The organism is Enterococcus sp. AZ194, from assembly GCF_051713825.1.
Taxonomy (GTDB): Bacteria; Bacillota; Bacilli; order Lactobacillales; family Enterococcaceae; genus Enterococcus_K.
On the sequence record NZ_JBIOQR010000001.1, the window covers coordinates 3,197,461 to 3,215,176 of the forward strand.

The window sequence follows — 17,716 nt, forward strand, 5'->3', positions numbered from 1 at the left end:
CTCACTCACTCTTTCTATTTAAAATCCACTCATGCGCGGGATCATTATAAAACTGCCAGACTTTTTTAGGACCAGCCATAATATTTAAATAATAGGATTCATATCCATCTGGAACAGCCACTGGATGATACCCTTTTGGAACAAGTACAATTTCACCCGTCTCAACGGTCATCGTTTCATCAATCAAACGATCGTCTGTATACACACGCTGAAACACAAACCCCTGTTTAGGATTCATCTCGTGATAATAAAGCTCTTCCAGTAACGACTCATTCGGAAGATTATCCTGATCATGTTTATGTGGTGGATAACTCGACCAATTGCCACCTGCCGTATAGACTTCCACAACTAAAAGATTCTCTGCAATTTCACTGGAATCAGTCAAAATATTGTGAACAGTTCGCTTATTATTCAAAATCCCTCTGTGCTCGACCTCAACTTGTGCAGCTCTTATCAACGTATTCGGTAGTTTTTTTGTAGATTTCCCGTAACAAATCATGATTTTTGTCTCAGTTATCGCTTGAATCGTGTAAGTTTCTTCCTTTCCAACATAGACACTATCTGTTGGCACCTTGTCAAAAACAGACGCCCGTGTCCCGATGCCGCGGAATACCTCTTCTTTTGTGACGACATCTACTTGACCTGTTAAAATCACCAAACAACTTTCCAACTCTTGAAGTACTTCACAAAACGTTGCGCCCGCCTGCATTTCTAATACTCTTGCACTAAGGTACTGTAAGGGTGAATTAGAAGAGGTAACTTCATGTGCTTGTTGCAGGTCTGTTTCTAACGGGATTAGATGCGGTTTTCTTTTTAGTTCAGTCATCAGTTTCTCCTTCTATAATCATTATAGATTCGCTTTGGAAAGACGCGCCGTAACAACTTTATTATGCGTATAGAACTCTACTCCAGCTTTTCCATTGGCTGGTAATGTCCCATAAAATGAGGATTTCCAACCTGCAAAAGGAAAGACGGCCATAGGGGCGGGAACGCCTAAATTAATGCCCAACATCCCTGCATCAATCGTTTCTCTGAAATAACGAATTGCCGCAGCATTATTTGTAAACAAGCATGCACCGTTGGCAAATTCTGATTGATTCGCTACTCGAATTCCTTCTTTCAAATCTTTTACCCGAACAATGGAAAGAACTGGTGCAAATATCTCATCTTTCCAGATAGTCATGTCTGTCGTTACTTTGTCAAATATACTTGGACCAATAAAGTACCCAGCAGGATCCAGCTGGTCTCGACCATCCACGATCAGCTCCGCCCCTTCTTTGATGCCCGTATCAATATAATCAATTGTTCGATTTAAGTTTTCTTCTCTAATGACAGGTCCTAAAAATACGCCATCCTCCAAGCCGTTACCCATCGTGACATTTTGTGCAGCCGTTGTTAACGCTTGGATGAACGACTCTGCGATTTCTTCTTCAACGGCGACCACTGAACAGGCCATACAACGTTCTCCTGCTGAGCCAAATGCGGAAGCAATAATATTAGTCACTGTTTCTTCTAAGTGACAATCCTTCAATACAATTGAATGATTTTTGGCACCTGTCAGCGCCTGAACTCGTTTCAAATGTTTGCTACCTTCTGTGTAGATATATTCTCCAACTGGTTTTGATCCAACAAACGAGATTGCTTTAATCTCTGGCTCTTCAATAATGCTATTGACAACTTCGTGCGCACCATACACAACATTTAAGACACCCGGTGGCAAACCAGCTTCTGTCATCAACTCAACTAGGCGTTCCGTTAACAATGGTGTGCGTTCAGATGGTTTTAAAATAAAGGTATTTCCGCATGCAATAGCCATTGGGAACATCCAGCAAGGAACCATCATCGGAAAATTAAACGGCGTGATTCCACCGATAACACCAACAGGATACTTGTAAGTCGCCGCCTCAACATCTGTTGCTATTGATGACAAGGTATCACCCATCATTAAACTAGGTGCTCCTGCTGCAAACTCAACGTTTTCGATTCCTCTTTGCACCTCACCTCGTGCTTCTGATAAGGCCTTTCCATTTTCCAAAGTAATCAGTTTGGCTAACTCTTCTTTATGCTGCGTTAATAACTGTTGATACGTAAACAAGATTCGCGCGCGACGTGGCACAGGTGTTTCTTTCCAAATTTGAAAAGCGGCACTGGCTTTCTCGACTGCGTAACGAACATCTTCTTTTGTTGATAAAGGAGTCTCACATAACGGCTCTTTTGTGGCTGGATTGACTACGAGTTCATAGTCCACTGCTTGACTGTCTATCCACTGCCCGTTGATATAATTTTTAAGTTTTCTAATTTCTGTCATCTGATTTCTCCACTCCCTTGTTGTTATCTAGCTTTGATACTTGTTGTAGTGCTGTAAATTCTTATGACACCACTCATTTATCTTTGTACTTCTTAATGTACGTTGCTTGTGCGTAAATTTTCTGTCCCAACCTTCGTCTCAGGCCAACGTAAATTTCATAGAGTGATACTCACTTTTCAGTAGATATTTGTCTAAAGGTTTCGGTCCACAGCTGTGACTTCCCAATCCTCGCATCCCACCATCGATTCTCAATACACGCTGTAAAGGATCCTCAGGTTGTTTGAAACGATAGTTCATATTCTGATTGGCTGTCATAGGTACTAAATTCATGTTTAACGGTCGCGCACAAACCAGTTCTAGTTCGGTATCCTCAAACAATAGCTTTGCTTGTTCCACCGCCATACGGTTGCCCGTCTCTTGCGGCACGACATAAGGAAACGCCCAGTCTTTAGCATCAAGCTGATATTGCCCAATGTGGCTCGAATAATGGCTATCTGGATACGACTCCCCTGGACCACGACCGTACCAAGAAACTTGCGCCACTTTGTTTTGAAAGGGGAGTTCCCAACCAATTCGTGGCACTTCACTCGGGGCTTGCCCATCAAACCAAATTTCGCAATCTCGTGTCAGTTTTCCATCAAGTAACCAGAGTTTATTTTTTACATACATCCCCCATGGTGCTTGAGGAGGCGCGATATATTGGTCAATCAGAAGAAACACGGTCGTTTGATTCTTAGAAATAGCGAACTTGCGGCAATAAGAGAACAGCTCGCGCAAATAACTTTCATTCCAGATTTTTTGAATTTCAGCATCATTACTTATTTGTTGTCGATGTAAGGAAAGGTTCATTTCTGCATTTAGCAGCTCCGTTCCCTGTTTGACAAAACTACTGATATTGCCTGTATGCAGATTAATCGTAACAGTCGTCTCTTCCATCGTCACTTGGATAAATGAATCTGACTGGGTATACTGAATTGTTTTCTCCAAGCTTGTTTCTGTCCGTCCTGGCTTTTGATAGCTTGCTTCATACTCAAACTGCTCACTTGCAAAAATATCTTCTGGTTGAAATACACCAACTGGTTCAAGAGGAATCAAACGGAAACTAATGACGCCGTTTACCTCTGCTGGAGCGGGGATTGACAAGACCTCAGACAAGGTGCCAGGATCAATCGGTGAAATAGAAGAAATTTCCCCAACAACCGTCTGCTCTTTATTTTGAAATTCCCAAACAAGCTTTACGCCCGTTAACTGTTTATATTTATACTTGTTGCGCAAAACTAGCTGGTTGCCATGGTAAAAGAATTCTACAGGCTGAATAATCTTAGTATATTCAAAAAGTGCGGGTGAAGGTCTGTTATCTGGTAAAACTAACCCATCAATAACAAAATCTCCATCATGGACATATTCGCCAAAATCCCCACCTATTTTATAGGAAGTTTGAGTCCCGTCCTCCACTAAGATTCCGTGATCCTTCCATTCCCAAATAAACCCACCTTGAACAGAATCATACTGTTCAAAAACTTCCTGATATTCTTTTAGACTCCCTGGACCATTGCCCATCGCATGCCCATATTCACAAAGAATGTGAGGCATTTGAGAAATCTTTTTGCTCGCTCGCGCTTTTAATTCGTCAATAGAAGAATACATCGTACTGTAAACATCAACGACTTGACATTCTCTATCCCCTTCATAATGAATCAATCGGGTAGAATCATACGCTCGAATTTTTTCCGCCATTTTCACAAAGTTGATTCCAAAATGACTTTCATTGCCTAAGGACCACAACAAAATACTTGGGTGGTGATAGTCCCTTGAAACCATTCGTAACCCTCTTGAACAAAACGCCTCTTCCCATAATGGATCTTGGCAAAGTGACGCTTGTTCAGGAAACCCATGCGTTTCAATATCACATTCATCAATCACCATAAAACCCAGTTCATCACATAAATCATAGAAATAAGGATGGTTTGGATAGTGCGCCGTACGAATTGCGTTAATATGCGCTCGCTTAATTTGAATAAGCTCTTCTTTCATATACTCTTTGGTCAAAGCCCGCCCTTTCTGGCAATGAAATTCATGACGATTAACCCCATTAAACAAGATAGGCTCTGAGTTTAGACAGAGAATCTGATTGATTTTTTCAATCCTTCTCAACCCAAATCGAATCGGCAAATAAACCGTTCCATCGATTCTAGCAACCAATGTATAAAGATTGGGCGTCTCATAGTTCCATAACTTCGGCTGTTGAATTTTTAGTGCAGCAAAAGTCGCGTCTTCACTCACAGAACGAAAATCGCAAACCACTTCTCCCTCATTAAAAACCCCAAATTCCAGCCTTTTCTGATGCGCTCTTTTTAATTTAATCTCAACTGTCCACTGTTCTTGTTCTAACTTAGGTGTCACTTTGATTGATTGAATTTCTGATTCTTCAATGATGGTAATATCGCGAGTCACTCCTGCGAGCCACCACATATCCTGATCCTCCATGTAGCTACCCTTGGACCATTTAACAACCCGTAAAGCCAACTCATTTTTGCCTTCTTTCAAAAGCTCCGAAATGGCAAATTCTGTCATTAGTCGGCTCCCTTGACTTTCTCCAAGGAAACGGCCATTCAACCAGACTTCAAAAGCTGACTCCACGCCATCAAATCTAAGAATCTGTTGTCCGTCTAACTTTTTATGATACTCAAACGACAAGTGATATAAGCCAGTCGGGTTTTCAAACGGGACTCTAGGCGGAACCAAAGCAAATGGATAGTCGATATTCGCATAAATTGGTGTCCCATATCCTTGGAATTCAAAATTCCCTGGAACCTCGATGGTCTGCCATTCCAGCTGGTCATACTTCCCTTCTAAAAAGGCTGCTGGAGTTGCTTGAATCGATGAACAAAATAGAAAGTCCCAAGTGCCTGCTAAGGATGTCAGGAATTTTGAATGCTCTTGATAAGCTAGAGAAGCCTCAAGTGTTTCATAAAAATTGAATCGTGCACGTAATCCTAGCTTTTTTTCCATGATTATTTCCTTCCTACTCATATACTCATTAAATTTGAATGGTGAACTCAAAATAATCCATAACTAACTCGCAAAATAGCATATTAGCCCATGAAAACCACTCTCTTGTATACTCAAAGACATCTTCTACATGAATCGACTCATGCATAAAGTGTGTACCTGCATCCATCGAGACTAGTCGATCCAGACACGCCTGTTTGACTTGTTTATCAGAAGAAGTCAAACCCTCCATCGCGATAGAAATTGGCCAAACATGGTTAACAGGTGTGTGTGAAGAGCCAATTCCATGCCCTTTACTGCCCTCGTAATAATAAGGATTTTCCAAACTCAAAAGGGTCTCTCTAGTTGTTTGATAAAGCGGATCTTTTTCATCGATAAACCCGAGATACGGTAACGATAATAAACTTGGGACATTACTATCATCCATCAAGGTTTGATTTCCTAGACCATCGACTTCATACGCCAATACTTTTTGGCCTGCTGCGTTCTGTGTTAACGCAAATGAATCAATTCCTTGCTGTATGTCCTTTTTTAATTGCTGAATTTGTGCGAGCAAGTCAGGATCAGATAAAATCTCCGAATAAATCTCTTCCAAATAGGCTAGAACAACTACTGCAAAGGCGTTTGAAGGGATAAGATAACCATACGTACAGGCATCGTCACTTGGCCGAAATCCAGACCAAGTCATCCCAGTATAAGCAACTTTTGTCCCACGACCGTTTCTAGGTAACGTATCCTCTATTCGATCATCCAAACGCTCAAATTGATAGTCAGAGGTTTCGTGAGATTGTTCGGTTACAAAGACTTGAATAATCTTCTTAACTCCATCATGAAATTTTTCAGTAAATTGGCGTTTTTCCCCTGTATTCTTATACAACAAATAGGCTAGCTGAATTGGATAACAAAGCGAGTCGATTTCATATTTTCTTTCCCATACCCAAGGGTTCATTTGAGTTAAATCCTCTTGATGCCCATGACCATTTGCCTGTTTATTAAAGGCATTTGCATAAGGATCAATTAAGATATAGTTGAACTGACGTGCAACTAGGCCTAAAATCATCTCTCTTATTTCCTGATCTTCTTTTGCTAGAATAAGGTAGGGACGCACTTGTGCTGCAGAATCTCTCAGCCACATAGCAGGAATGTCTCCCGTTACGACATAGGTTGTGCCATCCTTTTGTTTTTCTACTGTAGTCAATAAGGTATCGGCAAAGGCGGCATTAAAATTAGCTGCCCAAGACTTATGTTGTTCGCCACATAAAGCGGTAATTTCTTCCATAAATTTTTTAACTGAAAGTGGTATCTCGTTTTGTTTCATGAAATTCTCCTTACAATAATCCGTATGACACTTATCCAAATCAATTCAGATAACTATTTGCCAATTCGAATCGTTTTAATTTCAAATGGATTGAAGGACAAACTAATTTTTTGTCCGTTCGGCGCTCCTAAATCTTTTTCTAATAAATTGGTTTCATTCCACCACTGAATCCCCTCAATAGAACAGTTCAGCTGCTGATTCCCACCAGAGTATTCATGCATCCGAATAATCCAGCCGTTCCCATCTTCGGCTCTCTTAATTGCATCAAAAGCAACATAAGCGCCTCCTTCTAGCTTGATTTCTGGTAGCTCATACTGTTCTGGTAAAAGAATAGATGAATTATTGATTTCCCAAGCCTCTTCAACCGTCTTTCCTTCAAGGAAACTATCAGTGTGAGGAAGCAAGCTATAGGTAAACTCGTGCTTGCCAATATCTGCTGTTGGATCTGGGTAGATAGGTCCTTTTAATAAGCTTAGGCGAATTTGGGAGCCCTTAATATCATGTCCATATTTTGAATCATTTAACAAACTCACCCCAAAATCTCTTTGGGATAAATCAACCCATTGATGAGCCACCGATTCAAACTTGGCGTAGTCCCAGCTAGTATTCCAATGATTTGGTCGTTTGACGTTCCCGTATTGAATGTCAAATGTCGCTTCTGTCGTGCGAACCGCTACATCAAACATGACTTTTAGCAGCTGTTGTCTTTCATGCCAATCCACATTCGTCACAAAATCAATTCTGCGTGTATGTTTGTAGACTCTCATCGTTTGAACAAGTTGAGACTCGCCAAATTCATAAACAAAATCAACTGCAGTAAAGACTGGATTCTCATGATGAATAGTGATTGTTGATGCCCGTAATTCGGTATATTTTTCTTGATAAAATATATCAATATCCCAAGCATCAAAATCGAGCGGTTTATCCTCAAACAATTGGAACACATTGCCTTTGCCTTTCAAGACTTGACGCTTATTTTGTTTATCAAAAAGACTGGTCAATTGGCCTGATTGCGCCCATTGAATCTTGTAAAATTCATTCTCAATTCCGTTAGTAACCTCTTTTTTCTCTAATAAAACCGGTTCATTGATAACATCCACCACTTGAATGGTTGTACTAGAAAACGGCGGAGCTTCTGCCACAATTAGGTAGCTACCTGACTCATTTGTATAAGAAGGCAGAACTTGACCGTCCTCACCCTTAAATTGTTTTGCTGTACTAAATTCAGGAAGATGAACCAACAGATTTCGTTGCCAGCCTGTAAAGTTGGTCACTTTAAAGGCTTTTGTATCCTCTGTTAAGTTAGGCGTTAAGTGGCCAACCTTTTCAAAGACCTGACCCATTTCTTCTCGATAGTCCTCATACACCTCTTTGATCGATGACCCTGGGATAATATCGTGGAATTGATTTCTTAAGACTGTTTCCCACATAGAGAAAAGTTCCTCTTTAGGATAGGCCTGATTGTTTTGAATTTCTAATAGAGAATAAAGGATTTCCAATCTTCTCAATGCTAGCTCACTCTTTCGATTGGCTTTTTTTACAAAGGCTTGTGATGTATAGGTTCCTCGATGATACTCAAGATACAATTCTCCATCCCATGTATGAACATATTCATCTGTTTCTTTAAAGGTTGTTTGGAGCTGTTCAAAGTATTCTTTGGCTGTTCCGGTTTTTAATTCTGGTAGACCAGGGATTTGATCGATTTTCCGTCTTTTTTCCAACATATCCCGGTTGACTCCTCCGCCACCATCGCCATACCCATAGGAAATAAGTAACTCATTATTAATATTTTTTTCTTGGTAAGCCTCATAAACTCCAAGAACGGTCTCAGGCTCTAATTCGCCATTATACGTGTAGTACCACTTAGACTCCCAGCTATTTTCTTCACCCGGTTCAGGCGTTGTCACAAAATGTGTCAAAACTTTTGAGCCGTCCAACCCTTGCCAGTAAAAAGTATCATGGGGCATTCTATTAAACTGATTCCAACTAATTTTAGTCGTCATAAACGTCTGGATATCTGATTTTTCAAGGATCTGTGGTAGTGCCCAAGAATAACCAAAAACATCCGGTAACCATAAGTAGTTTACAGACTGATTAAATTCTTCTTTAATAAACTTCGCGCCGTGAAGAATTTGTCGCGTCAAGGATTCTCCAGATGGGATATTACAATCCGCTTCCAACCACATAGCGCCATCGACTTCCCATCGCCCTTCAGCCACTCTTTCCTTTATCTTCGAATAAATCTCTGGATAATCTTCTTTGATATATTTATAAAGCTGGGGTTGCGTTTGTAAGAAGATGTATTCTGGATATTCTTCCATTAAACGTAACACCGTCGAGAAACTTCTTGCTGCTTTTTCTCGGGTATGTTTCAAACGCCATAACCAGGCGACATCAATATGGGTATGTCCGACAGCAGTGACGGTAATTAGCTCCTCTTTAGGTAAGGCACTGATTTCTTGATTTAAGAACGCATCCGCCGTTTCAAAGGAGTCATAAAAGGCCTCACTTCCTGGCTTTTTCCAATCCAAGAGTGACAATGTTTTATCGATAATTTTTGACAACTTATACCGAATCGGATTGCCTTCACCTATTTGTTCCAACGTCTTATGGATCATGTCGGAGAAATAATAAAGATCATCAATACTTGGATTTAACTGACACAAAAAAGCTTCTTTAAATTGGTGAACTTGAATCTGTTCTTCTCCTCCACCTTCAAGACCTGACCAAAGTTTTAGTGCCACGCGAATCGTTTTTCCGCGGTAAGCCTCGTCTATTCGAACTTCTTTGTGATTAGAGTCCACACCTTGATAAGGTACGCCGTCAATAAACATCAACGATTCAAATCCTGAATTATACCCTCCACCTGTATGACCAAAGTCCAAATATAAAAAGTTATTGTCGCAATCAGGAATCGCAATTTCTGTAGACACCCACAGATAAAAGTCTCTACCTTCCCATCGATCACCTAAGGCAAAATCACGCGCCTCTTCAAAAGATTCTGGCGGATATTTATCCTGTCTCGCTTGGTCCTCAATCACTTTCCAATTTGGTAAAGTTTTTTTATTCATCAACCGATATTTTTCCATCTCAGTTAATCTCGCTTGTAGCTTATTTTCCAAATAAAACATACTCATTTATATTTCCCCCTCCTATTTCTTCTTTTGTGGCACCCGCTGATTTTCAGTCATCCACGTAAGAACCTTTGTAAAACATAAACTAAAAAGAATGCCGACTATCACCGAAGTCACACCATAAGAAACGGCTCCGACGATTAACACGAAAATATTCAAATAGCGCAGAAATGTTGCGACTGATAAGTTCGCGTAGCGTTTGTGTAAAATGATGGCAATCACATCCAGCCCTGCCGTCGATGAATCTTCTGATAAACAACAATAGTAACCAATTGCGATAAACAATACCGCAAGAATAAAGTCCACGACTAAGTTAATCTCAATAGAAAATTGCGTTGCATAAAAAAAGTTGAACCAAAAGAGATACGCAGCACTACTTAGTAAGGATGAAAAAAAGAAAAACTTTCCTAAAAAAACCAAGCCCAAAGCCAGTAAACAAACGGTCAAAATATTGGCAAAGTTTGTCACATTCAACGCAAAAAAATTACTTAATATCAAAGCCAGACTTGTTACGCCACCATTTATTATCTTATGAGGAACCATTAGTTTTGCGTAAGCCATTCCCAGTAATAGATTGCCAAAAACAATTTTTAAAATAGATTTTCTCATTTCTCCTCCATTCTCAGTGCTTGTTGTCTTTTGTAACCATCAAAGTCCTGTCTTACAAAACTTCTAGGATAAACCGTTCATTCTCTTTTATGACAAGACGTTCTGGCAATCCACAGCCGTTTTCAAACGTCAAGGATTGGTTTTCTTTCGCCCCATCCTCAGACAGGCTAAAGATTTTTATGCAGACCGTCTTTATAGATTCCGGTAAATCAACTTGTCGAATAATAAGCTGACCAGATTGACAATAGACTTCCCAACGGCCCTCATCTTGAGACAATTGTCCCCAACCAGTTGAGGTTACCCAAGGAGCATTAAAATCAGCTTCTCGAGTAGCTAACTGCAGACACTTCTCCACTGCATCATATGAAAAAACCGTCAAACTCTGTAACAGTGCCCAACTTGATAACGGTCGATAATAATGATCGCCACATTCTGAATGATTCCAATAAACACCTAAACGTTGGTAACGCGCATCCACGTTTTTGACAATTGTTTGGGCTTGTTCGACCTTATTCATCAAAATTAGAAAAGAGCTAAACATATATTCAATGCCCGTCCAGTTCGCCTCTGCTTGTGTATTCATAAAAGTGTGAATCGTTGGTTTCGCTCCCTTTGGATAAGTCGCATTTACCAAACCCCCTTCTTGTGAATAGTTTTCTTCATAAATAGTTGCAAGACTCGTGCGAACTTTTTCATCTGGCAAATTGCCTTTCAAGCCAATTAGACGAATGAACCACTCGCCATCTAGCTGCGCGGTCATACAACATTCATCAACTTCCCCATCTTTTTCCCATAAATTAAAATACTTCTGATTCCATAATTTCTCTTCATAACTCTTAATGCCTAAATCAAGTAGGGTTTGCCATTCATCAGTCGTTTGAGAGATAGCTGAGCTTTGACTTAAAAATATAAATGCTCGAACGGCCGCTAGCCATAGACCTGAAACATATGAGGAATTCCCAAAGAAATTCCATGAATCATAGGTATTTCTTTTCGTATCTAAGTCGGGCAAGCCATCATTATCAGAGTCCAGTTGCTTGAGGTTTTCCATCGCGGAAAGAATATTTGGCCATAACGCCAATAAATACTCTCTATCACCTGTCGCTAAATAATCCCGACAAACAAGAAGAACGAATTGGGAATTCATATCCACTCGATCAAATCCATCATCAACACTTGAAAAATCAGGAGTGAAAAAGTGAGGTACACGGCCGTCCTCACGTTGGAACTGACTACCTAAAAGCATCTGCTTTTTCTGTAAGGCAGGAAACAGCTGAACTAGACCAAATGAGCCGTGGTACGTGATATCTGTGGTATGAAACCCGCAAGTTCCCAAGCCTTCCCAAATACCAAATTCATCTCTTTTTGTCCACCAAGAATTTTTGATAAGTGTTGCCAGATGAGCGGTCCAAGCTTGTGCAAAGGAGGAATCGAAGCTCGTTTGTTTTAACGTTTGAGAAAATAGATGCGCCTTTTCTTCAATCACTGGTCGATTGGCATTCAAATATTTGCAAACGTCCTGCGCATCCGTAAAGTAGTTTTCATACATATGGCCAATTGGTTCCCCTTTTTGACTAATCAAATTAGGAAAATACCAGCTAAACGTAAACGCCACTTCTTTTGTTTCCCCGGGTAGTAATGAGACGGTTGAGCACAATGCCCCATCTCCCCAAGCACTTTCTTCAAGAAGTGCTTCGTGAACTTCTTTTAAATAGGCTAATGCTTGTCTTTTTGTTGTCAGCTCTTTATATAGATTGGGATCAATCAACAGTAGACGATCCATCAAATCTTTGGCGAAAGCATTTTCCAACATTTTTGAAAGGCACCTATCCACTTCTTGTTCGGTTAAATGCTCGATTGCTTCTTTTTGATTCAATTGGTTTGGTTTTTGGTCTATGTTCGTCTTCGGCAACTTACCACATCTTCTCAAATTGAATAAGAAGGACTCCTCTGTAACCCCCAAATCACCATAAGCAACAAACTCATTCATATAATCGCTATATTCACCACTAATCCACGAAAGGTCTGATCCCTCAACAGAAAAACAAACATTTCCATTATTTGGCTGTTTTGATAGTTGTTCGTTTTCCATAAATAGATACGTTTGATTTTCTGAATGAATGACTTTATTTGTTCGTTGTTCTTCAGAAAGAATATTTTTTAATTTACCCGCTAACGAAACCTCTAGTTTCTGTTGTGTTTTATTTTTTAGCTTAAACTTCAAATAAAACCCAGGTGTTCCTGATACTTGATGATTATGAGGAACAAAGGGAGAAACAGCCTCAAGCGAAACGTCGACTGGTAGATCTTCATCAACATACTCAAGTTTGGCTGAAGGGAAATCCCCTGTATAGTTTATTTGTTGAATCGTTTTTAGCCATGAAAACATACGATAGTTATATTCTTCTCGATCTTGTCCATGACCAAAACCAAATCCTAGTCGGCGCATTCGAACAGGTTCTTCAGAGTTTTCTCCTTGTGTACGGATATAAAAGGAAAGAGCGCCTGACAGATTCTCTCCGTCATCTACTCCTTTTTGGTTCCCGCATACTTTCGCCCATCGATCGACATTCGCGATTTGCCACTCATGAAACTCGCCATCTGCTCGCAGCTCTATTGAGCCTGTGCCAATGCCCCCCAGTGGGATTCCTGAAGTACTCCTTGGTCGTTCACTAATAAAAACCATGCTGTTGTCTCCTTTTTTCGTTAGTCATTTCGAATCATTTTTTGACTCTTCTCAAATAAAGTCTTTTTCATCTTATAAGCGTAAGACTTCTGTCCCCTCAGTATCCGAAGAAACGATGGACACACAAAGCAATCTCTTTTAAAAATCTAAATCTAAGTCGTCATATTTTTTTTCAGCCTTCTCTTCTTCCACTGACTGCTCATATTTTTTGAAAAAGGGAAGATACATGACGATTGCCACAAGCAAGGTTGCAACGACTAGCAATAAAGAACGCCAATCGAGAGTTGCCAAAAGGGAAGAAAAAGGCAGAGGAAAATCTGCTACAAAAAATGTTGGCAAGTTCACCCAGCCCCATTTAAAGACGTACCACTGTCCGACACCAATCAATGGCGTACCGATTACGAAGGGAACAAAAAAATATTTGTTCATTACAATCGGTAGGCCAAAGACAATCGGCTCTGAAACAGAAAACAGATTGCCGACAATTGATGATTTGCCTAATGTATGCAACTTTTTCTTTTTGCTAAAATAAGACAAAACAGCCAATGCGCCCACTAAACCGCCACCTGTGACACTGACAAAATAATCCCAAAAATTGGGCGTAAAGATATATTTAGGGACGAGTCCTTGATTCATATCAGAAAGGTTCGCATTTAAGTTATGAATCGCAAAAAACAAAACAAAGGGGACCAAAATCCCGTAACCATTGATTCCTAGATACCATAGCAGCATTTCCACAAACACAATCAGAAAAACAGCTAGCGGATGATCAATATTGATAACTTCAAAAAAGCCAGACGGATCATTGGTTAAAAAGAAGGAGGTACTTAATCCTTTGATTAAAAGAAATAGTGAACCAAAGTAGATAATCAGCACAACATTGTCCAAAACCTCCATCGGTAACTGGATTTTTTTCTTTAAGAACTGGTTGATTCGTTCATACACATAAATTAAAGGCAGGCTAATTAGGACAGTCAGCATAGCCATCAGTAGTTGGAATTCACTTTTAGCAAGCGTTTCGCTGACACTACTAGTGATTGCTGAATACACAATGAGATTCGTCAATAAAAAATGTAAATTTTGACTAGACTTCATATAGACAACTGCTAGAACCACCACAAAAGCTAACCCATAATTGTTTGTGAGTAAGTGAATTAAATACGTCAGACTCTGCTCTAAAGGCTCAGAATTGATAAACTGACGATTGGCCAACTTGACCATCATAAGAGCCGAGCTGAGCAATAAAAGAAAGTTTAATTTTAAAAATGTTTGTTTTGTACTTGTAAATAGTTTGTTTTTCTCTAAAGCCCCCAAACGCTCCACAATGGTCGGTTGATAGTTCTCTAGCATGTGCTGAATCTTCTCTAAAACATACAGCAAGGACCTCACCACCTAATTCAAGAATTCTTAATTAAATAAATTGCCTCTTTCAAAATGTTTTTTGCATTCATCGTTCCATAATCAGCTGGATCAATCACAGCAACTGGAATATTATATTGTTTCACTTTTTCGATAATCTCATCTTTTCTATGACTAATCTGTGGACCTAATAAAATCACTTGATAGTTTTTGATGCTCTCATCAATACTACTAGCGGGAATGGCATCAATTGTTACATCAATCCCTGATAATTTTTCACTGGCCTCCACAATTTTTTTCATGTTATTAACTAAAATGCTCGTTGATGAACCCAGATTACAGGCCAAACAAATTGATAATTTTTCCATTAGCTTCTCTCCTCTTCTCTCTTGTACACGCGTACGAATTCTTGAACAATTGTCTGCATTAAGATGGTATTCATCAATGTATCTTGTGCGTGAATCAACAATACGTTTGTTTTTACTTCTTCATCATTCATTTCGTTTACAATCAAACTTGTCTGAAGATTATGTGCTTCATTCATCAATTTTTCAGCAGATTCTTGTTTTCTTTCGACTTCAGAAAAATTATAATTTCTGGCATCATTCAAACTATCAACCATCATTGAAAAGGCTGTTCCTGCTTTTGAGATTAACTCAAAGGATATTTCGTCAACTGTCATTATTCTTGCACCTCATTTACCAAAAGTGATTTAATTGTCTTTGCAATTGTAGATTTGTTTTCTTCATTACTTAATGTTGCAATAGTCTGTGTACTAGAGATCCACTGAATAATCCGCTCAATTGCGGGATAAAATTCATGTCGATTCATCGCCACGACCATAATGATATTAATTGGATAATCATTTGTTTCTGGTGACTGCACGGCCTGTTTAAACATTGAAATGGAAAAACCATTTTCGATTACGCCGTCCTCTTCACCTGCGTGAGCTAATAAAATCCCTGGTAAAACCATCATGTAATTGCCAAACTGTTCAGCATTTGAAATGATTTTATCAATGTAGCTCTGCTGAATACTTGCTTTTTCCAACAATCCTTGGGCACTTTGAAAGATGGCCTGTTGGAAGGTATGCCTTTGTTTGTGGTACGTCACCAATGTTTCATCAAAGATAAACGAGCCAACTAGCTGATGTTTTTCTGAGATCATTTCTGTCATTGATTCTGAGGTCAATATCTTAAGAATTCTGGTCTCTAAGCGACTCAAATCCTTAACCACCTCGGTCTCTTCATAGATAGCTTCCATAATCCCAGAAAACTTGCCTAAATTTTGATTAATCATTTGATGACCACTGTATCGCATCTTTTTCTTAATCTTCTCAATCACATCGTCCTCAAAAATATTTTCCAAATAAATAATTTTTTCATCGGAAACCTCCAATAACGGGACGGTTGTGATGACTAAGTCGTAGTAATCAATGTAAGAATTTTCAAACTCGAAGACAGAACTTGTATGAATCATCTTACTATCGACAAAATTGGCAATCCTCTTTTTTAGAATGGTCGAGACGGCTCTTCCCTCTGCACAAATAATTAAAACTCTCGGTGCTTTCTGATACTTCGGAGACGCTTTTTCAAGCTCTGAAATATAATAAAGAGTCAATAAAACAATCTCACTTTGAGAGATACGATAAAACTGCCCTTCGCCAAATTTCTTAATCGCTGTCTCCATGATTGTAAACAGCTCTTCGTATCCTTCAATCAGTGATTTTGTTTCAACATCTTGATAATCCACCCCGTTTTTCACACGAAAGATCATTCGCTCGACATGTTTGTATACAGCGCGATTACTTGCTTCAGAAAAACGGAGAGTTACACCAAGCTTTTTCGATAACTCATGATTAATCCCAAGAATCAAACGCTCCCCTAATTGTCTATTTTCAAGGTCTAGCTGCTCATTATTTTCTAGTTCATATAAAAAATGTCTCAGTATCTCTAATTTATCCTTGTTGTCACCTGACAAATCAAGTTTATCCAACTCAAAATACTTATACTTTAAAACCATCAATAAGAGAAAACTGGTATCATCTAAATTCTCAGTCTTTGAGGAAAATTCAATAGTTTCATCAATCGCCTCAAAAAGCGTGTCGAGTTCAAACATTTCAAAAAAGATTAATTCACCCGCTTTGGAGTAAATCATGTCTTTATAATAAAACCCGTATAACTCTCGAATATTAATTAACTTCAACAAAACTTCTATAAACAGGAAAAACCGTTTGTATGAATATCCTTGTATTTGATACCCCTGTCGAAGAATATGTCTAAAATGAATTAGCTCTTCTTCACAAGTTTTTTCAATGATGCTTAATGAGTTGACCACCGTTGTTCTTGATGTGTTCAGCGTCTTTACAAAATAACCGATTGGAACAGGCTCCTCAGAAATTAACAACTTCAAAAAGATATACTGTTGAATTTGTTCTGTTGAGTATCGAAAAATATCAGGTGTCGTATGCGAAATCAGGAAGTTATACTCTTCTTTTAACTCGTATCGATTACTAAGATGAACCTTCCCTCTTTCGCTTTGTATAACTTGCCGATTCTTTAATCGTAAATAGCGATTAATTTTTTCAAGCGCATACTTAAATTGTTCCACCGTTAAGTCCAGCTTCTTAGACATTTCCTTTACGTCGATGTCATTTCTTGAATGAACAATCAAACCTAAAATATCAATTTCTCTTTGCGTTAACTTCATAGGGATGGACTTTCTCTCACAACGGAGATTTGATTCGTCGTTCTCTTCATCAGACGATTAAAGAGAGCGACAATAAGGCCTGATATCAAAATAATTAAGGCTTTGTCCAAATAAACAAGCAACCCCATCAGCAACAAAACTAACGTGAAGCCTAGCCACAAAGGAAACTTAATCAAGGTGCAATAAAAAGCATACTTGAACATCTGTTTCGTAAGTCCACCATGTTGTGCCGTCAACCACAAGATACTGAAAAATAGCGGGATCAGGATAAGTATCACACTAAGCAACATAGAAAAAATAAGAAGTCGGCCAATCCCAGTTAAATGATTTAATAACTGGAAGTTCAGATAGACAATCCCCATTGACAACAACAAACCCAATTCAATAAGAACACTTGTCACAAAAGTTTTTAGCTTAAATACCGCTTGCCACTTTCGGTCTTTTTCATCATTTAGATACGTAAATGCCAAAACAAGTGAATAAGTGGCACCAATTACTGACAGCGTTCCAATCAAAACAATGCCACTTAAAATAACAATATCCATCAGACGATCTTGAAAAGTAATGAGTATTTTCTTCAT

Annotated in this window: 12 protein-coding genes; all 12 read right to left on the minus strand. The window is 39.1% G+C overall.

Annotation, left to right across the window (positions count from 1 at the left end; genetic code table 11):
* Window position 1: 1 nt before the first annotated feature.
* Complete coding sequence (gene iolB / locus IGI37_RS14955) at window positions 2-829, minus strand: 5-deoxy-glucuronate isomerase (RefSeq protein ID WP_438763665.1); 828 nt, start codon at window positions 827-829, stop codon at window positions 2-4.
* Between the two features lie 18 nt (window positions 830-847).
* Window positions 848-2,308, minus strand: a complete 1,461-nt coding sequence (locus IGI37_RS14960; RefSeq protein ID WP_438762863.1) for a CoA-acylating methylmalonate-semialdehyde dehydrogenase — start codon at window positions 2,306-2,308, stop codon at window positions 848-850.
* Between the two features lie 138 nt (window positions 2,309-2,446).
* Entirely contained in the window at window positions 2,447-5,320 is a 2,874-nt protein-coding gene (locus tag IGI37_RS14965; RefSeq protein ID WP_438762864.1) for a glycoside hydrolase family 2 TIM barrel-domain containing protein, read from the minus strand.
* Between the two features lie 28 nt (window positions 5,321-5,348).
* Window positions 5,349-6,638 carry a glycoside hydrolase family 125 protein gene (locus tag IGI37_RS14970; RefSeq protein WP_438762865.1) on the minus strand — a complete coding sequence of 430 codons (1,290 nt, stop codon included), beginning with the start codon at window positions 6,636-6,638 and terminating at the stop codon, window positions 5,349-5,351.
* Between the two features lie 53 nt (window positions 6,639-6,691).
* Window positions 6,692-9,775 (minus strand): alpha-mannosidase, encoded by a 3,084-nt coding sequence (locus IGI37_RS14975; RefSeq protein WP_438762866.1) that lies wholly within the window; start codon window positions 9,773-9,775, stop codon window positions 6,692-6,694.
* Between the two features lie 15 nt (window positions 9,776-9,790).
* Complete coding sequence (locus tag IGI37_RS14980; RefSeq protein ID WP_438762867.1) at window positions 9,791-10,381, minus strand: YitT family protein; 591 nt, start codon at window positions 10,379-10,381, stop codon at window positions 9,791-9,793.
* Window positions 10,382-10,433: 52 nt separating this feature from the next.
* A complete protein-coding gene (locus tag IGI37_RS14985) occupies window positions 10,434-13,067 on the minus strand; it encodes a GH116 family glycosyl hydrolase (protein WP_438762868.1) in 2,634 nt (877 codons plus the stop codon).
* A 138-nt stretch (window positions 13,068-13,205) separates the two neighbouring features.
* Complete coding sequence (locus tag IGI37_RS14990; protein ID WP_438762869.1) at window positions 13,206-14,417, minus strand: PTS transporter subunit EIIC; 1,212 nt, start codon at window positions 14,415-14,417, stop codon at window positions 13,206-13,208.
* Between the two features lie 47 nt (window positions 14,418-14,464).
* Entirely contained in the window at window positions 14,465-14,794 is a 330-nt protein-coding gene (locus tag IGI37_RS14995) for a PTS sugar transporter subunit IIB (RefSeq protein WP_438762870.1), read from the minus strand.
* Window positions 14,794-15,108, minus strand: coding sequence for a PTS lactose/cellobiose transporter subunit IIA (locus IGI37_RS15000; RefSeq protein WP_438762871.1), 315 nt, complete (start codon window positions 15,106-15,108; stop codon window positions 14,794-14,796). The genes IGI37_RS14995 and IGI37_RS15000 overlap by 1 nt, the downstream gene beginning before the upstream one ends.
* Entirely contained in the window at window positions 15,108-17,135 is a 2,028-nt protein-coding gene (locus tag IGI37_RS15005) for a BglG family transcription antiterminator (protein ID WP_438762872.1), read from the minus strand. The genes IGI37_RS15000 and IGI37_RS15005 overlap by 1 nt, the downstream gene beginning before the upstream one ends.
* Window positions 17,132-17,716, minus strand: coding sequence for a hypothetical protein (locus IGI37_RS15010; protein WP_438762873.1), 585 nt, complete (start codon window positions 17,714-17,716; stop codon window positions 17,132-17,134). The genes IGI37_RS15005 and IGI37_RS15010 overlap by 4 nt, the downstream gene beginning before the upstream one ends.

What these genes read in the sequence shown, in the direction of transcription:
- IGI37_RS14960 (WP_438762863.1), bottom strand. Translation starts at nt 2,308, where the DNA reads ATGACAGAAATTAGAAAACTTAAAAATTATATCAACGGGCAGTGGATA.
- IGI37_RS14965 (WP_438762864.1), bottom strand. Translation starts at nt 5,320, where the DNA reads ATGGAAAAAAAGCTAGGATTACGTGCACGATTCAATTTTTATGAAACA.
- IGI37_RS14970 (WP_438762865.1), bottom strand. Translation starts at nt 6,638, where the DNA reads ATGAAACAAAACGAGATACCACTTTCAGTTAAAAAATTTATGGAAGAA.
- IGI37_RS14975 (WP_438762866.1), bottom strand. Translation starts at nt 9,775, where the DNA reads ATGAGTATGTTTTATTTGGAAAATAAGCTACAAGCGAGATTAACTGAG.
- IGI37_RS14980 (WP_438762867.1), bottom strand. Translation starts at nt 10,381, where the DNA reads ATGAGAAAATCTATTTTAAAAATTGTTTTTGGCAATCTATTACTGGGA.
- IGI37_RS14985 (WP_438762868.1), bottom strand. Translation starts at nt 13,067, where the DNA reads ATGGTTTTTATTAGTGAACGACCAAGGAGTACTTCAGGAATCCCACTG.
- IGI37_RS14990 (WP_438762869.1), bottom strand. Translation starts at nt 14,417, where the DNA reads ATGCTAGAGAACTATCAACCGACCATTGTGGAGCGTTTGGGGGCTTTA.
- IGI37_RS14995 (WP_438762870.1), bottom strand. Translation starts at nt 14,794, where the DNA reads ATGGAAAAATTATCAATTTGTTTGGCCTGTAATCTGGGTTCATCAACG.
- IGI37_RS15000 (WP_438762871.1), bottom strand. Translation starts at nt 15,108, where the DNA reads ATGACAGTTGACGAAATATCCTTTGAGTTAATCTCAAAAGCAGGAACA.
- IGI37_RS15005 (WP_438762872.1), bottom strand. Translation starts at nt 17,135, where the DNA reads ATGAAGTTAACGCAAAGAGAAATTGATATTTTAGGTTTGATTGTTCAT.
- IGI37_RS15010 (WP_438762873.1), bottom strand. Translation starts at nt 17,716, where the DNA reads ATGAAGAAAATACTCATTACTTTTCAAGATCGTCTGATGGATATTGTT.